The organism is Tropicimonas sp. S265A, assembly GCF_049800835.1.
In the GTDB taxonomy this organism is placed as follows: domain Bacteria; phylum Pseudomonadota; class Alphaproteobacteria; order Rhodobacterales; family Rhodobacteraceae; genus Dinoroseobacter.
Window position 1 is genome coordinate 114,165 of the sequence record NZ_JBNAFU010000003.1, and the last position, 19,671, is coordinate 133,835.

The window sequence follows — 19,671 nt, forward strand, 5'->3', positions numbered from 1 at the left end:
ATGTCCAACCTCCTTCAGTCTCTTTCAACTTCGGCTGCAGGCCTTGTAGCCCAAGCAGATCGCTTGAATGTGGTTTCACAAAACATCGCGAATGCTGACACCCCGGGCTATCAACGGAAACAGGTCACGTTCGCGGAAGTCATGGACAACCTTTCCGCGCCAGCAAAGGTTACTGTCGAGCGGATAACTCTTGATGACAGTTCACTGAAGCAAATCCACGACCCGTCGCACCCTTTGGCAAACGAACAGGGTTTTTACGACGGCTCGAATGTAAATCTAATGCTGGAAATGGCGGACTCGAGAGAAGCGCAACGCTCGTATGAGGCCAACCTTCGCAGTTTTGAGAATGCGCGGCAAATGTCCCAGTCGTTGCTCGATCTTTTGCGGCGCTAACCGGGGGTTCAAATGGATATTCGTTCTTCTCTTCTGGCGACACAGGGCTATGCGCAAACGAAGGCCGTCGCCCCGGCATCTCAAGAATCCAACGAAGCTTCGAAGGCAATGAAGTCTGCCCAAAGCTTTATAGAAACGATGCGGGAAAACGAAGCGGTCGTTACTGAAAACCTTATCACCGGTGCAGACCCGCACGCCCTGGTTCAAGCAATTGCCGAGACCGAATTGGCTGTGGAAACGGCCGTCACCGTCAGAAACAAGGTCGTCGAGGCCTATCAGGAAATCCTGAGGATGCCGGTATGATGAGCGACGGACAGTTCTTCGATACTTTGCGCCAGGGCCTGTGGGTCGCCGTCGTCATATCAACGCCGGTTCTCATCGCAGCCCTCGTCACAGGTCTTGCTGTTGGTTTGCTTCAAGCGCTTACTTCGGTTCAAGAGATGACCCTTACATTCGTTCCGAAGGTCGCCGTGATGATGGGCGTCTTTTGGGTGACGATGGGCTCGATGACAGAACTTCTGAAAGACTATTTTCAGGTCGTTCTAATCCCGGCAATCGTGGGGTTCTGAGACTATGGACACCATGATCTACACGGCGTTGTCGCGGCAGTCCGGTCTGAAATCGGAACTCGACATCATTGCGAATAACCTTGCAAACGCCTCGACGACCGGCTTTCGCGCGGAGAGCCTCGTATTCTCAGAATACGTGAGCCAGCAGAGCCGCACGAGAGACTCGGTGTCTATGACCGACATCGGCGCCCGCATCATCGATTCGTCGCAAGGTGCTTTGCGGCAAACCGGGGGTACGTTGGATATCGCGATCGAAGGCGAAGGGTACTTTCAACTTGCCGGCGCCGAGGGGGTGCTGCTGACCCGCGCAGGGTCGTTCGCCAGCAACGAGAACGGTGAACTGGTGTCCCTCGAAGGCCGGCAGGTTCTGGACGAAGGTGGCGCTCCTATCTTCATCCCCCCCAATGCACGCGACATTTCTGTCGCGTCGGATGGAACTCTCAGCGCAGACGGTGCGCCGCTGTCGGTTGTTGGCGTCGTTGCGCCGATCAATGCAACAGCCATGGCGCGCGTTGGTGCAACGGCCTTTGCACCCAACGGCCCTGTGGAAATCGTCGAGGGCGCTACACTCCACCAGGGTTTTCTCGAAACCTCGAACGTCAATCCCTTGGAAGAAGTGGCACGGATGATCGAGGTCCAACGACGCTACGAGTCCGTGAAATCATTCGCCGACCGAGAGCATGACCGTATCAAATCGGTCATCGACACACTTGGACGCTGACGGAGACCGAAATGAAAGCACTATATATCGCCGCCACCGGGATGAATGCCCAACAGACCCGTGTGGAGGTTATCTCAAATAATCTCGCGAACATGGGTACGACAGGGTACAATACAAGGCGGGCAGAGTTCAGCGACCTTCTGTACCAGCAAGTCAAACAACCCGGTACGATCAACGCATCTGACGGCACTGTCCTGCCTACCGGTATCCAAATCGGCCTCGGCGTACGGACAGCTGCTGTCAGCGTGGAACTTGCACAGGGTGGCTTGACGCAAAGCGGCGGCGACCTCGACATCGCGATAGACGGAAACGGCTTCCTGGAGGTTGCCCTCGCCGATGGCACGGCTGGATTTACCCGCGATGGCAGTCTTAAACGCTCGGCCGAAGGCGTCATCGTCACATCGGACGGCTATGCGCTTCAACCCGAAATCGTAATTCCAGACGATGCGAGCCGGATTTCGATTAATTCGGAAGGTGAGATCTTCGCATACTTTCGCGACAGAACGGAACCCGAAGAATTGGGCCAAATCGAGCTCGCCACGTTTCCAAACGCAAAAGGACTTGAAGCGATTGGCGGCAATCTGTTTCTAGAGTCCAACGCATCCGGTCCTCCGATTAATGCAACCCCAGGCTTGGATGGTTTGGGAACCATCCGCCAAGGCTACCTCGAAGGATCGTCCGTGGACGCAGTGCGCGAGATAACCGAACTGATCGAGGCGCAACGAGGGTATGAACTCAATTCCAAGGTCATGACCGCAGCTGACCAGATGATGAGTGCTACGTCACAGGTCAGATAATGCGTCTTCTTCTCATTGCTCTCATTCTCGCGCCGATATCCGGCCAGGCGGACTCGCTTCTGGCAGCGAGAACAATACGGTCACAGACCATTTTGACCGAGGATGACATCACAAAGTCGGAACAGGTATTTGCAGGTGCGATTTCTGACCCGTCACAAGTCATAGGGATGGAAAGTCGCGAGATAATTTATGCCGGTCGGCCAATTACTGTAGGCCAGCTCGGACGCCCCGCACTTATCCAAAGGAACGAAATCATTACGCTTATTTTCGAAACGCCCATCATGCGGATTGAGACCGAAGCGCGATCCCTGGGAAGGGCAGGCCTTGGTGAAACGGTTCGCGTGATGAACTTGAACTCCCGAACCACAGTCTCCGGGACGGTCACAGCGTCCGGGCACGTTCTTGTGGGAAAATAAGGAAAGGACGAAGATGCGAAATACTGTCTTCATCGTGCTCTGCGCAACCTTCGCACTTTCATCTTGCGGGCGTCTCAAGGATGTTGGGCAAACGCCGGAGTTTACGGCCTCGGCTGGAAATTCCGAGTATCTTGCGATGACGGTTCCGACACTTCCACAAAGCCTGACGACTCAAATTCCAACTGAGGAAGCCTCACTATGGAGCGGCAGTCGAAACTCGCTGCTCGGCGACAGAAGAGCGAGTAATGCGGGCGATATCCTTACAGTCGTGATCGAGATCGATGACCGCGCTGAGATCTCCAACAGTACGGATCGGTCTCGCTCGGGGTCCGAGGAGCTCGAGATTGAAGAGTTCTTTGGAATTCCGCAGCGTATCGCACCTCAGCTTCCGGACGGCGCATCTTTGGGATCAGCAGTCAGTACCAATTCGAACAGCAGCTCGGAAGGCGAAGGATCCATTAGTCGACGCGAGAAGCTCACCCTTCGGATTGCTGCAACCGTTATTGGGCTAATGCCAAACGGCGTATTTCAGATACAGGGGAGTCAGGAAGTGCGCGTAAACTATGAACTCAGGGAGCTGATCGTTTCCGGCTTTGTAAGGCCGGAGGATATCTCGAGACAAAACGAGATCACATATGACAAGATAGCTTCTGCAAGAATATCGTATGGTGGTCGCGGCCAGATTTCCGATGTGCAGCAGCCAAGATATGGCCAGCAGATCACAGACATTCTCTTGCCGTTCTGAAACCCGTCATGAGACTAATCTTGCCGGTCTTGGGAGGTCTTATCGGGGTCGCAGGCGGCGTCGGCGCTGCTTATATACTGTCGGAGCCGGTTGAACCAGAAGTCGTGGAGGAAGAGCTCACGTCACCCGCAGAGTTGATTGCACCTCAGGATGATCCCGAACTCGCGGCTGAGCTTGGACTGGAATATATCAGGCTGAACAACCAATTCGTCGTACCTGTTGTGAGAAATGGTGCCGTTTCTGCCCTGGTCATTCTTTCTCTTACGGTCGAAGCTGATGCCGGCACCCGGGAGGCCGTTTTTGCCATGGAGCCCAAACTGCGGGATGCGCTGCTCTCGACCTTGTTCGATCACGCCAACACCGGTGGCTTCGAAGGCGTTTTCACAGAAACGCACACGCTCGCCGGTCTTCGCGCAGCTTTGCGAGAGACGGCAAAGTCACTCATGCCAGAAACAATTCGCGACATCCTGATCATGGATCTGGTACGGCAGGATACAACTTAATCGTATTCGGATCTTTTCAGACGCGCCTTTCTCTCGGCCGCGGCTGCCCCCTTCGCAAGGGTCTTCACAACCAGTTCCTTCGCGGCGGCCTTTTTATGAATGTGTTCAAGTTCGGCTAAACGAACTCTAGCCTCGATCAACGTACTGTTCGTCTCTTCGATTTTCTTCCATGCCCAATTCTCATGCTTTATCTGATGTTCGATATCGAGCGAATCTCGAGACCCTCGGCGCGCGTTTTGAACCGAAACGCGCAAGGCTGAGACAGTGTCTTGCAATTCTCGACACGCCTTGAGTTGAGATACGTATTCGATCTCTGAACGCAACTTTGCTGCGTGCGCCAGATCGAGCAACTGGTTTAGGTGTGCGTCCGGTCTCAACCGAGTTTTCTCTTCTTCAACGCATCGGAGAAACGTATTGCGGCGGCAACAGCCCTGAAATGCTCGGGTCTGATTTTGTCCCCGATCTCACACAGCTTGTGCAAACTGCGCGCTGTCAGAGGATCCCGTCTGACAGGAACTCCGTTCTCATATGCTATTTCCCTGATTCTAAGTGCGATTTCGTCAACACCTTTGGCAACAACGATCGGTACAGACCCTCCGTCACGATCCCACTTGAGCGCAACCGCAAAGTGTGTCGGATTAACAACAACAACGTCTGCATCGGGCACATTCGTCAGCCCGCCTTGACGCGCCCTCTCTTCCGCGCGCTGCCTCCGCTTGGACCGCAATAAAGGGTCACCTTCATTTTCCTTCGCTTCGTCCTGGGCTTCCTTGCGAGACATCCGTAGCTTCTTCAGGTGAAAGGCCCGTTGGACGAGATAATCGATTACTCCGACGCCAAGCGCGAGACCTGAGCATGTCACGCAAAACAGAATGAGCAACTCAAGCGAGAACCTCCACCCCTCCGAAAGGCTCTGATCCAAAAGATTGTACAGTTCGTTAAATTCGCCCTTCAGAAGAAAGAATCCGATGATAAATAAAATAGATAACTTCAGCGCACTCTTGAAAAACTCAAATAAACCTTTTGGTCCAAACTTATTCTTAATACCGGAAACCAAAGAGATGTTAGATAACTTTGGCATTATCCTTTGTGACGAAAATACAAAGTCACGCATCACGAGTGGAACGCCAACTGACGAAACTCCTGACACAATAAGAATAAGCAAAAAAAGGGGCAAAATCGATGAAATGATGCCAAGGTGTTGCAAGATCAAAGCGTCTAGGCCTGCATTTGATTGAATCCATGCATCGCCAGACCAATAGTAAGAGAGTCGCACTTCGAACTCTGGATACGCAACCAAAGAGAAGAGCGTAACCACCATCACTGTAAGAATTATTCCAAAGGCCGAAGATAGTTCCGATGATCTGACAACATCGCCTTTCTCTTTTGCTGACTTCAGCCGTTTCTCAGAGGCTTCAAATTCCTTTTCTCCACTGTCACTTTCACTCATCGCTTACCATCCCCGCAATTCGTGCAGTTGTGCAATCCACGCTCCAAGTGCCAAAGGCAGGAAAATGACAAGAGTCAGCAAAAAACCCCCAACCAGAAGCGGAGCTCCGACAAACGCGACCATCAGTTGGGGCATCGCGCGATTCATGAAACCAAGAAAGGCGTTGTACAGGATGTTGAGTGCGACGAATGGCATTGCGAGAATAACAGCGACCCTGACAACCGTGCCTCCAACGTCCAAAACTGACGTTAGAAGAATCTGAGCGTAGCTTTCTTCAGATGAGCAAATCAGCGGCGTGTTTTGAAGTGCAGCGACAAAATCGATATGCACATCAATGGAGGCCAGAATGAATAGGCCGGCAAAAAGGACAAGCTGTCCTACAGCTGGTGACATATCACCCGCAACACTCGGGCCAAGAATCTGCGAAAGCGAGCTTAGCTGTGAAAGAAAGGCGCCAAAAACCTGTAGAATGAAAACCGAAGCGCGCAAAAGAACACCGAGCTGTAGCCCTGAGATCAGGCTTTGTATGAGTATCACATTGCTTTCAACGCTTTGGCACCTTAGCTCCAGAATGGTTTCAGCTCGCGACGGAAACAGGATAAAAGAGAACAGGATCAAGCATACGACTTTGATACGCACCGACAGCATTCGCTCCCCATAAATTGGTGCAAGTAGCAAGAAACCGGAGACCTGTAGGAACGTGGACTGGATCGCAACACTTGATAGGTATGCCAAGAACTCATTCATTGCGATGGCGCTGCAACAAGACCAACAAGCGACATGTTCTTCTCGCCTCGCAACTCTTCGTAACTCACGACATCTGCCTGAATATCCTTTGACTTGAGAATGGAATAGAGAAATCTGCGTCGCACCTGTGAAGTCACAAAAACAATCGGCAGTCCTTTCTCGGAAATCGTCTTTACCTTCTCTACAGCAGCATCGACCAAAGACTGAAAAAGATCAGGTGGTAGCGCAACAGTTGGAAAGCCGCTCCCTGCACTGGAGTACTTCAAGAAAATATCTTCCCACTCCCTGTCGAGTTGAAGGAGAGAAAGTTCACCATTCTCCGATTTGACCTTCTCAAGGATCTGCATACTCATCGCCTGACGAACCTTCTCAAGTATTGCGTCAGATGACTTCTCGTATTGCGCTGCTTCTGCCGTTATCTCGATAATTCTCGGAAGGTTTTTTATAGAAACACCCTCTTCCAAGAGCATGCGCAAAATCGATAGCAGCACTTCCTTTGAAATTCTTTCCGGAATCGTTTCCGCTATGAGGTTTCTATTTTCGGCTGCACGTACGGTATCCGAAATTTCGGTAATCCGGTTCAGGATATCGTTGAGGGCGCGCATCGTCAGAAGTTGAGAAAGATTGTTCTTTATGACTTCAAGCAAGTGCGTCGAAATCATCTCGATAGGGCTGATGACGCCATGTCCGAGTTTTTCGACCTCTGCTCGTGTGCTCTTCGGAACCCACAGAGCTGATGCGCCGAAGACCGGTTCCTGAACTGGCACCTGCCCTTTGATCGACATGTCCTGATCATCTGTCAGCACTAGATAGTGGTGCACCATGGCTTCTGCGCTCGCAACTTTGACACCTTGTATGCGCAGAACGTATCGACCCGGGGGTAGCGCGGGATCATCCGTGATCCGGACTTCCGGCAGGACAACGCCGAAATCAGTGGCAATGTGCCGACGCAAACCGTCTACGCGAGCCTCAAGGCCTGATATCGGGTCAAGGACCTGTCCAATGAGATTGGGCGCAATGCTTAGATGGATCTCGTCCACATCGAGAAGGTCAACAAGCTTCGGTTCATTGTCGGCTTGGGAAGCATCGGACGGGTCTTCCACTTCTCCATCTGGCTCCTGCCGCGCCCTGTTCACAAAATAAAGCGCGGTCGCGCCGACAGCGAGGGCAAAGAAAGGGAGAAAGGGCATTCCCGGAAAGACGGCAAAAACAGTCATGATGCCTGCCACCAAAAGTAGTGCTTCCGGGAATCTACCGATCTGACGTCCGAGGGCTGTATCTGTCCGGTCGGTCAGGCCTGATCGTGCGAGCAAAAGACCGGAAGCCACTGAAATCACGACCGCCGGAATTTGCGTGACCAGTCCGTCCCCGATCGTCAGGATCGCATAAACCTCAAAAGCATCGCCGACGGTTAACCCATGAACCAGGGTGCCGACCAATAGTCCTGCAACAATGTTGAGCAGCGTAATCAAAAGACCCGCAATGGCATCCCCTTTCACAAATTTGGATGCCCCGTCCAGCGAGCCGAGAAAGCTTGCCTCGGCCTGCTCGGTAGCACGCCTGACCTTTGCTTCCTCGTGCGAGATTGCGCCGGCAGCCACATCACTATCAATTGCAAGTTGGCGCCCTGGCATACCATCAAGAGCGAACCGCGCACCAACCTCGGCCATGCGCGCAGCGCCTTTGGTGATGACCATGAAATTAACGATAAGAATGACGCAAAATGTAATGATCCCAAGTAGAAGACTGCCGCCCATAATGAAGCTTGCGAAACCTTCTATAACACTTCCCGCTGCTGATGTTCCCGTATGTCCCTCTGAAAGGATCAGTTTGGTCGATGAGACATTGAGAGAAAGGCGTAACATCAGTGACCCCAGAAGGATCGATGGAAACGCAGAGAAATCCAAAGGACGCTCAATAAACAGAGTGACCGTGAAGATCGTGATCGCAATTCCAAAAGAAAATGCGAGGCCAAGGTCCAGAACGAAAGAGGGGACAGGCAAGATCATCATGACAATGATTGCCATCAGGAATACGACCAAAGCTGCGGTTGATTGGGCGCCCATACCAGCTACTCCAGATCGCTGCCGACAATCGTTGCAAGCCGCTCCAGTCTTTCGGTAAGCGTCTGGGGGGGCGTCCGGTTCGATGCGGGCTGAGTGGCGTGGTTGACCGCGGCTCCCTGCGCCTCTGCGGAGGAATACGCCGGCGCGTTTTGCTCAAGCCACGCGCCGATTGCCACGGGGGTCATCGATGCCCCGTTCGGTACCAGAACATCTCCCCCCCAGTTTGAGAGATACGACTTCAACAGGAGGGAATGGAATTCATCCTCTTCGTCCGAGAGAAGCGCGAAGCTTTCCTGCAAGAGAGCCTGTTCAAGGGTTGCGTGGTTCGCCGTCATCACGTCGAGAGCTTCGCGCGTCAAGGACGGGTTACGCCGATGCAACGCGTAGCGCAGCTTCAACCTCGCAAGGTCTTGTCCTGCTGGCTCCCTTCGAAACTGAAAAATCGCCGCATCAATGAAAAGCAAATCTTCCGTTGCAAGGTCCAGATCCTGATCAATCGCCCTTTGAAGCAACCGTTGCAAAGCCTTGGTTGACCCCCTGTCAACTTCAGCCAATGCCGCCGCCGTTTCCGTATTGGGGTCCAGACCGAGTGCGTCCGCTCCCTCGGGCGCCATGTCGATCCGGGCCAAGTCCATCGCAGCCGCCGGGTCGAGTTTCTGAGCATTCTCAGCCACCCGCCGGGCTTGCGCGGTTCGCCCGGAAGCCAGCAACTTTTCAGCCAGCGGGGGACCAATATATCGCCTGAGCTGCGCCGACAGGTTGAAAAACTGAAGCACTGCCTTGTCGGCACCCGCGTCGGTCACATTTGGCGCCACCGAACTCGCGAGAAGCGCCCAGATCAGCTCCGGTGACTCACATCCGATGGCCTCGGAAAACGTCCCGTCTGGAAGGGGTTTTCGCGCGACCGTAAGCGCGATGCTCGACAGGTAATCAACTTCGGGAATGCCCTGCGGCAGCAGCGATAGAGTAGACTTTGCCTCCACCGCAAAACCCAGGGCTATCTCCGCAGCGGCCAGTTCGAGCGCCGATTGAACGACGACACGGTCAAGGTCGTTGAACAGTTTTCCCCGAAGCCCGGCCAGCTGATCGAACGAAACCTCTTGCGGCAATTGATACCGTTTCACCGACTTGACGCATTGCGGTGCATCTCCCTCAATCGCAAGGATGGTCGTGCGTGCGCGGTCGCTTTCGATCTGCGTTTGGACCTGAGCGGGTGCAGGTTTGTCGGGTGCCTTTTCCGGTTGATCCGGGTCATCTGTCGCGACGATTTCACCTGCGGGTCGAAAGTCGGAAGCTGCGACAAGCCCTTGCGTCATGGCCCGAGAGAGCGCGTTAACGAGGTCACGCTCAACCGTGCCGATGTTCACTTGGGTTGCCGGAGGTCGTGACTGTGCGAAGTCCGGCTCTGGTAGAAACGATCTTTCAGGCACAGTTGGAACCGTCCCCACCGGGAAAATGGCCTTTCGTTCTGCGCCTCGCTCCTCCGTTTTCGAACCGGTTTCTAGTTTGCTCACCGGAACAGACAGGTTTTCTTCAAAGTTGCTTGTGCGCGGTGCTGGTCCATCTTTGAAGTCCAGGACGATGCGGCCGTTTCTGATCTCGAACGCATCCGCATAGCACTCTGTACAGGCGAGCTGAAAAACAAGGAGTTCCGTTTCCGAATCATACAGAACATCCGCGACACGTGTTCGGGGTATCATGCGGAAAACATTGGACAGACCCGATGGTGTGACGAGGGTTTCCGCAGCAAACGCATACCCTCCTGCGTATCTGCCGAACTTCCAATCCCCAGCGTCCGGCAACTCCACAACAATCCGAGAGAAATCGGCGTGCTCACCGGACCGAAGCACAGTTGCTTGCGCTGGCACAGCCGCAAAAAGCCCAAGCAAAACGACCCAACTCAGCCGCATCAAGCCGCCTCCTGCTGGACTGTCTTGAGGGCATCTTCGAGTTCGACGAAGGACGGGCGAAAATGGCCCGGCGTATTCTGACGACCGACTTCAATGCAAAGATTGACAGGATGCTTGTGCAGGCTCGCGACCAGGACCTCACGGATCAAGAGGTAGAAATTACTTTCCTCCTCCACCACGGATTTCACTTTGGCTGCGAAAGGACCGACCATGCCGTAGGCAAGAAAAACGCCAAGAAACGTCCCAACAAGCGCGCCACCAATCAGCTTTCCGAGAATTTCCGGTGGCTGGTCAATCGATGCCATGGTTTTGATAACCCCGAGAACAGCGGCAACAATACCCAAGGCAGGCAAGCCGTCCGCCATCGTCTGAAGGGCATGGCTCGAGTGCAGCGAATGCTCAAGATGGGCTTCCATACGCTTGTCCAGAACTTCCTCAACCTGATGAGGATCGTCATAATTCATTGAGGCGTTGCGCAGCGTATCCGCAATCAAGTCAACAGCTTCGTGGTCAGCGGCAATCCTGCTGTATTTCGAGAAGATGTCTGAGTTCTCTGGCGCTTCGATATGCTCTTCAAGGGCAACAGGGTTTTGCTTTGCCAGTCGCAGAAGTTCGTAGAGCAAGCACAAAAGATCTCGATAGTCTTCGGACTTCCACTTCGCTCCTTTAAAGACTTTCCCCACATCCTTGATCGTGTGTTTTATCCCCGCCATATCGTTGCTGATAATGAAGGCACCAACGGCCGCACCGCCAATCATCGTAAACTCAAATGGCAGGGACTTCAGAATGATCCCCATTTTACCTCCAGCAGCCAGATAGCCGCCGAAGACCATGACGAAGACGATTACAACACCGACAATTCCGATCATCTCTCGCTCCGTTCCTTACTGATTACTCTGAAGCGGGTCGCTCGCGCAGGTCGCGCGCATTGCGGCCTGCAATCAAAACACTGACCGCATAAGCAAAATCAGGGGACACTCCTGACAGCACCTGCGCTGCGATTTGCGGCTGCATGCGCCCCAGGAACCCCGCGGCAAATTCAGGCGACATGGTTTCGAAGAGCCCCGCAGCATCCTTCGGCTTCATCGCTTCATATACGGATACCAACCGATCAAGGTCATCACGGGCAGTCTCGGAAGCGATCTGCCGTGAGTCTTCGAACTCTGCGCGTTCGGCGGCCAACTCTGCCTGCATCAACTGCAATTCCTCGTAGCTTTCGCGCATCAAGATGTCCGCCTCGGCAAGTTCCGCTTCCCTGAGCGATGCTGTCTCCAACTGCGCATCCAGCGCATCTCGATCCGATTGGAGCGTGCGATACATCAGTTCAAGTTCAGGCAATCCGGTACAGACTTGCGCGCCATCCGCCGTCGTCGAACCTGCTTCAAATCCTGCCGTTGTGGCGAACACCGGCCCCAAACCCCCGCCCAACCGCAGCGCCGCGGACCCGGCAAACAAAAACGCGAGGACGAAAAGCGGATGCAGGATGAAACGCTTGAAATACTTCATCGCAAAGCGCCCCCCACAGGGCGACGCGTGCGCCATTGCACTTCTTCGCGCGCTTCACCCGACGAAGCTTCCTTCTCCGATGGGGCGCGCTTCTCCGGCTCGGGCAAGTCATGCATTGCAGCCAACAGAAGTTCGAGACGCTTGGCTGCGGCTTCTGCTCGTTTGGCGATCTGATCGAGTTCCGACTCGGCCGTCTTCGCGGTGCCTTGCGCTTGAGACAGCGCCTTGGTCATGTCGTCGACCTGGACGGATAGGACTGCAATTGCACCTCCCATCCCTTTCTCGAGGTCCGAGAACCGCGAAAGCCGCCGGGACAAAACAAGGCAATACACAGCAGCGCCGATGGCGCCTGCGGCCAGAAGAATATCTGAAAGAACAGCCAAGCTCGCCTCCTAGTTAAGAACAAATTCGGTTACGAGAAGATCGCGTACGCGCCCTTCCCCGGCGACAACCTGCATGCGACGCAGCAGTTGCGCGCGCATGCGTACAAACGCTTCGGGATCCTCGATGTCTTGCGCCTCAAGGGCCTGCAGATACCCGTTCAACACATCCAGAAACCGTGGCTCCATCCGAGTGATTTCAGCCTCGTAACGGGCGGCGACTTCAAGCTGTGCATTGAAGCGCAAATGCGAGTTCTTTGCGTCGCGCCCGAGCGTGATGATCAACGGTTCAAGGGGAACGAAGGCGACATCTGCAGACGGGCTCTCAGTCTCGGGGACCTGTTCGCTCTCGGCCTCTTTCGCGGGGAGGGGGATCAGCCCAGAGGACGCCGCGAAGAATCCCCCGCCACCTGCTGCCAGCAAAGTGACAAGCGTGACAAGAAGCAGGCCCAGTTTACCTTTTTTCTTTGGTTCTTCTTCGACTTGTTCGTCGGTTGTCTCTGCCATGGTCTCTCCCGCGCTTCTGCTTGCGGCAAGGCCATCGCTAACCCATCAGAACTAACCGATTATTAAGACCGACCCGCTTAGGCTCCGGGAAACTGGAGACCAGAAGGTCAGTATGAATACACAGCAGTTAGAACGGTTGCGTCAGAGTTGGGGCGCGCTTGGTACAAAACAGCAACTCATGACCGGAGGGGTCTTTGTTGCAGCAGTAGTGGCAATTCTTGCCATTGCGAATTTCGCGTCCCGAACTGAGTACGCTTTGCTCTATTCCGGCCTTGAGGCCGCAGCAGCCGGAGAAGTCGTAGCTGCGTTGGAGCAACGCGGCATCGCCCATGAGGTTCGCCCAGGCGGCATTTTCGTGGACGCAACGCAACGCGACCGCCTTCGCTTCTCTCTCGCAGCGGAGGGACTGCCTGCGTCCGCTGGTGGCGGCTACGAACTCCTCGACTCGCTTACCGGCTTCGGAACCACATCGCAGATGTTTGACGCGACCTACAAGCGCGCGAAGGAAGGGGAATTGGCGCGCACAATTGCAGCAAGCAGCGCGATCAAATCCGCCAGGGTACATATCTCTTCGCCGGAGCGGCGCGGTATGCGCAGCATTTCTCCCGGATCTGCGTCCGTTTTCATCACCCCAACCCGCGCGACGCTCTCACGGCCACAGGTCGAGGCTCTTCAGTTCCTTGTGGCGTCGGCCGTTGGCGGGCTGAACCCTAAAATGGTTTCTGTCGTCGACAGTGTCAGTGGCAGGCTGCTGTCCGATGGGGAGCCCACACCCGGCGTTGAGGGCGAGTTGGAGATCAGCTCCACACTCAGAGCGCGCATCGAACGTCTGCTGGAGGCCCGCGTGGGACCCGGCAATGCGATCGTAGAAGTCAATGTCAGTTCAGAACTGGATCGGGAGAAGGTGATCGAGCGGCGGTTCGATCCGGAAAGCCGCGTCGCAATTTCCACGGAGACAACCGAAAACAGTGCGACGTCCAATCAATCCAGCACCGGCCCCGTCTCGGTTGCGAGCAATTTGCCCGACGGTGATGCAACCGGAGGCGGCGAAGACTCGCTATCGGAGACAGAAACGCGTGAACGGGTCAACTACGAGGTTTCCGAGACAACGCGCGAGATAGAGCGCGGTCCTGGCACCATAAAGCGGATCACGGTGGCTGTTCTGGTCAACGGGATCTCGACGGTCGACGACTCAGGCGAAGTCCAGACGCAACCGCGACCGGATACGGAGCTACTGGCCCTCGAAGACCTCGTAAAATCCGCGGTTGGGTTTGATGCAGAGCGCGGCGACGTGGTCACTCTGCGCTCGATGGGAATGCCCAGTATCGAGCCGCAGGGCACCTTCGCCTCTGGTGGCTTCCTGTCCAACCTCGCACTTGACCTGAACGGGCTTCTGCGGCTTCTGGTGTTCGGCCTCGTTGCAATTGTCCTGTCGCTTTTCTTTGTACGGCCTTTGATGATGGCCGCGTTCGCAAAGTCGGGCACGCCAGTTCTTGCTGACCAGTCCCTTCCGCCGCTGGCACCGCCTCAAGCGTCCAGTATGCCAGCGACATCAGAGACATCCGCAACCGGTATCAACACGCAGGCCCCGCCAGCGCTTGATGGCGAGATCGCCGGACCAGGCGTGCCCTTGCCAGACACCGCAGAGCCAGCACGCCTGCCCAACAAGGCCGATGCGGTGATGCGACTCAGAGAGCAGATGAAGCTTCGCAAGGCAGACAGTGTCGCCGTTTTGCAGAACTGGGTCGAAGATACTGGAGAGGTTCGATAAATGGCAGCGTTGGCATTAGAGGAGTTCGGCCTCCCAGCAAGCGCGGACTCGCCGCGAAATCCCGAGACAAAGATTGATCCGGCCAAAGCGCGCATGGAGGGGTACGAGAGCGGTTATCAAGCCGGCTGGGATGATGCGGTCAAGTCAGCCACCGACGAAAACACGCGGATTGATGCGGAGCTTGCGCGCAATCTCGAAGAGCTGTCCTTTACGTTCTTTGAAGCGCAACGACATGTGAGCCTGTCGCTTGAAACGCTGGTGATGACCATGGCTGAAAAGGTGCTGCCAGCGCTTTACCGTGAGCATTTCGGCGCACTGATCAAAGAAACCCTTGCGCCCTTGATCGAAGACAGCGGCAACCTGACCGTAGAATTGCTCTGCGCACCCTCCGATCTGGCGCAGATCACCGATATCCTGCAACCACATAACGAACTGCCACTGTCAATTCGCGCGGAGCCGTCTTTCGCTCAGCATCAGGTCAGGTTCCATCTGGGACACGAGGTCCATGACATCGACGGGGACGCCTTGTTGACCGAGATCCGCACCGCCCTCGAAACACATTTCACCCAGCTTCAGGAAGTCCACGCCAATGTCTCTTGATCAGGAAAGCCTTCAAACGTCCGAACAGTCCACGCCGCTCGTTTCTGTGCCCATCGAAGTCACGGTCTCCGTAGGTCAGGCGCACCCTACAGTCCGCGAACTGCTCGCCTTGCGAAAGGACTCCGTATTGACCCTCGATCGCAGGATCGAAGACCCGGTTGAGCTTTTTGTCGGGGCCCATCTCATCGCACGCGGTGTCCTTGAGGAAAACGAAGATGCCTCTGGTCTCCGTGTGCGCCTCACAGATGTTATTGCGCCTGAAAAGGCCTTCTGATGCGGTGGCTTCCCGGTCCGGTCGCGATCGCTTTCGTTCTTCTGACCACCGTGCCGGCCGCATCTCAGGACTTGGCGATCCTTTTTGGGGAGGAAACCTCCCTGACGAACCGCACTGTCCAAATCATCGCGTTGATTACGGTCCTGAGTCTCGCGCCAGGCATTGCGATCATGGTGACGTGCTTTCCGTTCATCGTGACAGTTCTGTCCATTCTCAGAACTGGTCTCGGGCTGCAATCATCCCCGCCCAACATGCTGATCGTGAGCCTTGCGCTGTTCCTGACATACTTCGTCATGGAACCGGTGTTTCTCGAAGCGTGGCGGACCGGAATTCAACCTCTGGTGAACGACGAACTCGAGATGATGGAAGGTCTGTCCCGGGCCTTGGAGCCTTTTCGGATTTTCATGAGCGCCCGTACCGACCCCGAGACTGTTTTCCGGCTGGCGCAGCTTCGTTCTGAAGGGGATTTCGTAGCGTTCGATCCGGAGAACCCGAGCCTTTCGGTTCTGATCCCGTCTTTCATGCTGAATGAAATCGAGCGGGCGTTTCAGATCGGGTTTCTGATCTTCATGCCCTTCCTGATCATCGATCTGGTTGTCGCGGCAATTCTAATGTCCATGGGCATGATGATGGTGCCACCAGCAATCGTTTCTCTCCCCTTCAAGCTCGCGTTCTTCGTCGTAGCCGATGGCTGGACACTTATCTCCGAAGCATTGGTGAGCGGGTATCTTTAGCGGACCACGAATTCAGCATGCAGCGCGCCTGCGGCTTTGATGCTCTTGAGGATATCGATCATGTCTCGCGGTGCGACCCCGAGGGCGTTCAGGCCGGCAACCACCTCTGACAGATCCGTACCCCCGGGCACTTCCGCAAGTCCTATTCCCGGTTCTTGCTCCAATGCGGCCTCCGCGCGCGGCACCACCACCGTTTCTCCATCCGCGAACGGGTTCGGTTGCACCGCAAGCGGTGTCTCTTCGATCCGTATCGTAAGGTTGCCCTGCGACACGGCAACGCGAGACACGCGCACATTCTCGCCCATAACGATCGTCCCGGACCGCTGATCCACCACGACACGGGCGCGTAGCTCCGGTTCCACCAGAAGATTCTCGATTCTGCCGATGACGCGCGCCGGAGATGCAAGACGAGTGCGTTCGATATCGAGCTCAACAGTTCCGGAATCGAGCATCAAAGCGACATCACGGCTGAAGAAGCGGTTTATGGCTGCTTCGATACGACTGGCGGTCGTAAAATCCGGAGCACGAAGAGCAAGGCGTACTGTTTGCATCTCCGAGAAAACAAAATCCACTTCCCGTTCGACCCGTGCGCCGGCGGGAATGACGCCTGAGGTGGGCACGCCCCGGGTTACTTCCGCGCCTTCACCTTCTGCCGAGGCCCCGCCCGCGATAATTGTTCCCTGGGCAACCGCATAGATTTCTCCGTCAGCTGCATTCATCGGCGTCATGATCAACGTTCCGCCCAGCAAGCTCTTCGCGTCGCCGATTGCGGAAACGGTGACGTCTATCTGGGATCCGGCCCTTGAGAACGGGGGAAGTTCCGCCGTGACAAGGACCGCAGCAACGTTCTTGGGCCGGAACTGTTCGCCAGATACGTTAACGCCCAACCTTTCCAGGATGCTCGATAAGATCTCCTCGGTAAAAGGTGCGTTTCGGATCCCGTCCCCGGTGCCGTTCAGGCCGACGACGAGGCCGTATCCCACAAGGTCGTTTCCGCGCACGCCATCGAATTCCACCAGGTCTTTCAACCTCACCGGGGACGCAGACGCCGTAAATGAGGACATCAGAATGAGCCCGATGAGAAAAATTCGAAAAACCATCATAGATACCTTGTGAGAGTAAGGTCGGATAACCGCGCAGTGACGGCATAGAGCGTCTCTAGCTGCAAGGTCGCGGCATCCAACTTCGAGGCGGTTTCATAAGGGTCGGCCGCATAAACACCATTAAGCGCTGTTTCATAAGTGAAGCGTGAGGCTTCCAACGCGACCGCATCTTCCTCAACACGCGCTTGCAACGCCCCAAGGGAGCCTCTGATCCCGGCAAGAGCGGACTCGTTCGAGAAAAGCTGCTCCGCACTGGTCGCGACCATCTCGGCTTGAGCATCCAGATCGCCTGCAAAGACAGGATCCTGAGCAAGTGCTGCAATAGACAGGGCTTGCAGTGTATCCTTCAAGGCGGGATCGTTCGCACGTATCTCGAATTCGACATCCGAATTCTCAGAGCTCGGCAGAATGATCCCGTTCGAAATGCTTCCGCTGTATATTACGTTGTCAAACCCCGAAACGGGGTAGGCAAACCAAGCCTCGATAGCGGCGACGGCGTCCGCGGCGGTAGGGGACGCCGAAATTTCCGTGCTCAGGGCCGAGAGCAAGGAGTCCACGCCTGCAAGCGGGCTGTTCGTCGTGATTGACCCGCCAAACAAGGCAGACCCTCCGACACTCGTATTCAGAGCAGACATAACAGATTGCAATTCAAGCTTTGCAGTTGCAGCCGCCGTATCCAGAGTGGCTGGAGTTTGACCTCCGCTCACAGACAGAAACTGGGATGCACTCTCGGAAACGGAGGTTTGTATGTCCGCCAGCGCTGCTTGTGCAATCTCCAACCTCAACGCTGTTTCGGCGTTGGCTGTTTTGTATCGTTCCGTGATGCTGACCGATCTTTCCAATGCCGACACGCGCGAGAAATCACCACGTTCCTGGGCAGAGATATCTTCTTTCAAACCAGTCGTCAGCTCTGTCGAAAGTGTCGAAACCTCGGACTTCACGCGCGAGAGTTCCAGGCGAGACGACAGGTTTGCGGCGAGGTCGCCAATTGAAACGGGGGTCATGTTTAAATCCGGGTTAGTGTGTCGAGCAGATCGCCGATCGTTTCAATGACCTTGGCGTTCGCGGCATAAGCCTGCTCAATTTGCAGCAACTTTTGGAGCTCGGCGTCCGTATCCACGCCTCCTTCGAGTTCGACGAGGCGAAGGGCTTCCCATTTCGCGCTGGAAAAAGCCATCTGCTCTTCCGCTCTCTGACCTGCCAAACCGACATCCGACAGGACCTGTGAAGACACAGCGAAAAACGTCTGAGAGGCGGCTCCGGGCGTTGCCGAAACCGGCGGGCGCCGTTCAGCCAGGACATCGACGAAGGCCAGTATTTGAGCTGCTTCTCCAGCGGGCCCCTGTACGGAGGCCCCCATGCCGTCGCGTATCCGCCACGTCTCGCCTCCCTGAGCAGGATCAACCGACGCGTTCAGGGATATTCGCTGTGAAAGTCCGGTGAGATCCGCAGGATTGAGCACGGCGCCATCATCGGTGAACAATCCCGGATCGCCGAGCGAAAGGCTTGCATCGACGACAGGATCTTCGAAACGCGAAATCAGGTCTGCGGCAAGAGTATCGATGGACTGCTGGGTGCCTATGCTGAGTTCATCCCGAATGGAAAACAACGCGTCCAGAGACCCGCCCTGCAACATGTTGGTCGCGCGGGAAAGGTCGACCGGCTGGCCATTCAACAGAACCATGCTGAGCGCATTGCTACCGACGGTCATATCCGGAGTGATCGTATTTACCGGCGTAAACTCGAAAGTTGCCGCCTTGCCATCTAGAAGGACGGCTCCACCGGACGAAATGATCGCGACCTGCCCATTGTCGCGCGGCATTACCGATACCGGTACGATCCCGCTAATCTGGTCTATCAGCACCTGACGTTGGTCCATCAGGGCAAGCGCATCGTTTCCAGCCACCCTTTGTACAGAGATCGTCGCATTCAGATCCTCAACCTGTTGCAAAACGGAATTGAGCTGCTCGACCTGACGCGAGATTTCCCGATCCGCATCTTGCCGTTCCGACTGGATGGACTTCGATACTTGCGAGAGCTTGGCGACGACGTCACCCGCCGCCTGAACCGCGGCGTCAAGGCGTACGGTCTGATCCGGTCGACTGGCTGCATCAACAAGTGCTGCTTCGAACTTGACCAAGACCTCGTCCAGCGACCCACTGTCGCCCGGCAAACCAATCTCGCTTTCAATCCGTGCAAAATAGTTTGCGATGTTTGCATCGAACGCCACATCCGCATCCGCTTCTCGTCGATCGGCAAGCACCACTTCGTTTACGTTTCGAACCACACCATCGACGCGCACACCCGCACCCACCCCGGCTAGCGAGGCCGCAGACGTGTTCAAACTGCGTACCGCGTAGCCCTCCGTCGTCGAGTTTGACACGTTGGAAGACACGATCTGCGCCGCTCTGGAGTTCGCAGAAAGGCCGGACAATGCGTTCGATAATGAAGCGGTGATGCTCATGTCTCAGAGATCCGG

At 55.4% G+C, this 19,671-nt stretch carries 24 protein-coding genes; 12 read left to right on the top strand and 12 right to left on the bottom strand.

Annotated features, from left to right (window positions below; genetic code table 11):
- Genes flgC through ACP15N_RS10640 form a run of 8 tightly spaced genes read left to right on the top strand, consistent with a single transcriptional unit; the run spans window position 1 to window position 4,144 of the window.
- On the top strand, window positions 1-393 hold the full coding sequence (gene flgC, locus ACP15N_RS10605; protein ID WP_425092240.1) for a flagellar basal body rod protein FlgC: 393 nt from the start codon (window positions 1-3) through the stop codon (window positions 391-393).
- A 12-nt stretch (window positions 394-405) separates the two neighbouring features.
- On the top strand, window positions 406-696 hold the full coding sequence (fliE, locus tag ACP15N_RS10610; RefSeq protein ID WP_425092241.1) for a flagellar hook-basal body complex protein FliE: 291 nt from the start codon (window positions 406-408) through the stop codon (window positions 694-696).
- Window positions 693-962 carry a flagellar biosynthetic protein FliQ gene (locus ACP15N_RS10615; RefSeq protein WP_425092242.1) on the top strand — a complete coding sequence of 90 codons (270 nt, stop codon included), beginning with the start codon at window positions 693-695 and terminating at the stop codon, window positions 960-962. Before fliE ends, ACP15N_RS10615 begins: the two co-directional genes overlap by 4 nt.
- Window positions 963-966: 4 nt before the next feature.
- A complete protein-coding gene (locus tag ACP15N_RS10620; protein WP_425092243.1) occupies window positions 967-1,683 on the top strand; it encodes a flagellar hook-basal body complex protein in 717 nt (238 codons plus the stop codon).
- An 11-nt stretch (window positions 1,684-1,694) separates the two neighbouring features.
- A complete protein-coding gene (gene flgG / locus ACP15N_RS10625; protein ID WP_425092244.1) occupies window positions 1,695-2,480 on the top strand; it encodes a flagellar basal-body rod protein FlgG in 786 nt (261 codons plus the stop codon).
- The gene (gene flgA, locus ACP15N_RS10630) at window positions 2,480-2,896 is read left to right on the top strand and encodes a flagellar basal body P-ring formation chaperone FlgA (protein ID WP_425092245.1); all 417 of its coding nucleotides are present in this window, start codon (window positions 2,480-2,482) and stop codon (window positions 2,894-2,896) included. Before flgG ends, flgA begins: the two co-directional genes overlap by 1 nt.
- Before the next feature lie 13 nt (window positions 2,897-2,909).
- Window positions 2,910-3,641: a flagellar basal body L-ring protein FlgH gene (gene flgH / locus ACP15N_RS10635; RefSeq protein WP_425092246.1), complete on the top strand. Its 732-nt coding sequence runs from the start codon at window positions 2,910-2,912 to the stop codon at window positions 3,639-3,641.
- Window positions 3,642-3,649: 8 nt separating this feature from the next.
- Complete coding sequence (locus ACP15N_RS10640; RefSeq protein WP_425092247.1) at window positions 3,650-4,144, top strand: flagellar basal body-associated protein FliL; 495 nt, start codon at window positions 3,650-3,652, stop codon at window positions 4,142-4,144.
- On the opposite strand, the gene ACP15N_RS10645 is transcribed toward ACP15N_RS10640, so the two are convergent.
- The 9 genes from ACP15N_RS10645 to ACP15N_RS10685 form a co-directional block, all read right to left on the bottom strand.
- Window positions 4,141-4,494, bottom strand: a complete 354-nt coding sequence (locus ACP15N_RS10645) for a hypothetical protein (protein ID WP_425092248.1) — start codon at window positions 4,492-4,494, stop codon at window positions 4,141-4,143. The genes ACP15N_RS10640 and ACP15N_RS10645 overlap by 4 nt on opposite strands.
- A gap of 23 nt (window positions 4,495-4,517) precedes the next feature.
- Window positions 4,518-5,594: an EscU/YscU/HrcU family type III secretion system export apparatus switch protein gene (locus tag ACP15N_RS10650; RefSeq protein ID WP_425092249.1), complete on the bottom strand. Its 1,077-nt coding sequence runs from the start codon at window positions 5,592-5,594 to the stop codon at window positions 4,518-4,520.
- A 3-nt stretch (window positions 5,595-5,597) separates the two neighbouring features.
- Window positions 5,598-6,341 (bottom strand): flagellar biosynthetic protein FliR, encoded by a 744-nt coding sequence (locus ACP15N_RS10655; RefSeq protein WP_425092250.1) that lies wholly within the window; start codon window positions 6,339-6,341, stop codon window positions 5,598-5,600.
- On the bottom strand, window positions 6,338-8,407 hold the full coding sequence (locus ACP15N_RS10660) for a flagellar biosynthesis protein FlhA (protein ID WP_425092251.1): 2,070 nt from the start codon (window positions 8,405-8,407) through the stop codon (window positions 6,338-6,340). The genes ACP15N_RS10655 and ACP15N_RS10660 overlap by 4 nt, the downstream gene beginning before the upstream one ends.
- Before the next feature lie 5 nt (window positions 8,408-8,412).
- Complete coding sequence (locus ACP15N_RS10665) at window positions 8,413-9,921, bottom strand: hypothetical protein (RefSeq protein ID WP_425092252.1); 1,509 nt, start codon at window positions 9,919-9,921, stop codon at window positions 8,413-8,415.
- 395 nt (window positions 9,922-10,316) lie between these two features.
- Window positions 10,317-11,186: a flagellar motor stator protein MotA gene (gene motA / locus ACP15N_RS10670; protein ID WP_425092253.1), complete on the bottom strand. Its 870-nt coding sequence runs from the start codon at window positions 11,184-11,186 to the stop codon at window positions 10,317-10,319.
- Window positions 11,187-11,208: 22 nt separating this feature from the next.
- The gene (locus tag ACP15N_RS10675; RefSeq protein ID WP_425092254.1) at window positions 11,209-11,823 is read right to left on the bottom strand and encodes a MotE family protein; all 615 of its coding nucleotides are present in this window, start codon (window positions 11,821-11,823) and stop codon (window positions 11,209-11,211) included.
- A complete protein-coding gene (locus tag ACP15N_RS10680) occupies window positions 11,820-12,206 on the bottom strand; it encodes a hypothetical protein (RefSeq protein ID WP_425092255.1) in 387 nt (128 codons plus the stop codon). The genes ACP15N_RS10675 and ACP15N_RS10680 overlap by 4 nt, the downstream gene beginning before the upstream one ends.
- A 9-nt stretch (window positions 12,207-12,215) precedes the next feature.
- Window positions 12,216-12,710 carry a flagellar basal body-associated FliL family protein gene (locus ACP15N_RS10685; RefSeq protein WP_425092256.1) on the bottom strand — a complete coding sequence of 165 codons (495 nt, stop codon included), beginning with the start codon at window positions 12,708-12,710 and terminating at the stop codon, window positions 12,216-12,218.
- 112 nt (window positions 12,711-12,822) lie between these two features.
- Between ACP15N_RS10685 and fliF the strand changes: the two genes are divergently transcribed.
- From fliF to fliP, 4 genes are read left to right on the top strand one after another with little or no spacing between them, the layout of a single operon-like run.
- Entirely contained in the window at window positions 12,823-14,481 is a 1,659-nt protein-coding gene (fliF, locus tag ACP15N_RS10690) for a flagellar basal-body MS-ring/collar protein FliF (protein WP_425092258.1), read from the top strand.
- Window positions 14,482-15,081 (top strand): hypothetical protein, encoded by a 600-nt coding sequence (locus ACP15N_RS10695; RefSeq protein WP_425092259.1) that lies wholly within the window; start codon window positions 14,482-14,484, stop codon window positions 15,079-15,081.
- Window positions 15,071-15,355, top strand: coding sequence for a FliM/FliN family flagellar motor switch protein (locus tag ACP15N_RS10700; RefSeq protein ID WP_425092260.1), 285 nt, complete (start codon window positions 15,071-15,073; stop codon window positions 15,353-15,355). Before ACP15N_RS10695 ends, ACP15N_RS10700 begins: the two co-directional genes overlap by 11 nt.
- Complete coding sequence (gene fliP / locus ACP15N_RS10705; RefSeq protein ID WP_425092262.1) at window positions 15,355-16,089, top strand: flagellar type III secretion system pore protein FliP; 735 nt, start codon at window positions 15,355-15,357, stop codon at window positions 16,087-16,089. The genes ACP15N_RS10700 and fliP overlap by 1 nt, the downstream gene beginning before the upstream one ends.
- On the opposite strand, the gene ACP15N_RS10710 is transcribed toward fliP, so the two are convergent.
- Genes ACP15N_RS10710 through flgK form a run of 3 tightly spaced genes read right to left on the bottom strand, consistent with a single transcriptional unit; the run spans window position 16,086 to window position 19,656 of the window.
- A complete protein-coding gene (locus ACP15N_RS10710) occupies window positions 16,086-17,189 on the bottom strand; it encodes a flagellar basal body P-ring protein FlgI (RefSeq protein WP_425092263.1) in 1,104 nt (367 codons plus the stop codon). The two genes, fliP and ACP15N_RS10710, sit on opposite strands and share 4 nt — an antisense overlap.
- The gene (locus ACP15N_RS10715; RefSeq protein ID WP_425092264.1) at window positions 17,189-18,196 is read right to left on the bottom strand and encodes a flagellin; all 1,008 of its coding nucleotides are present in this window, start codon (window positions 18,194-18,196) and stop codon (window positions 17,189-17,191) included. The genes ACP15N_RS10710 and ACP15N_RS10715 overlap by 1 nt, the downstream gene beginning before the upstream one ends.
- A gap of 2 nt (window positions 18,197-18,198) precedes the next feature.
- Complete coding sequence (gene flgK / locus ACP15N_RS10720) at window positions 18,199-19,656, bottom strand: flagellar hook-associated protein FlgK (RefSeq protein WP_425092265.1); 1,458 nt, start codon at window positions 19,654-19,656, stop codon at window positions 18,199-18,201.
- Window positions 19,657-19,671 lie beyond the last annotated feature (15 nt).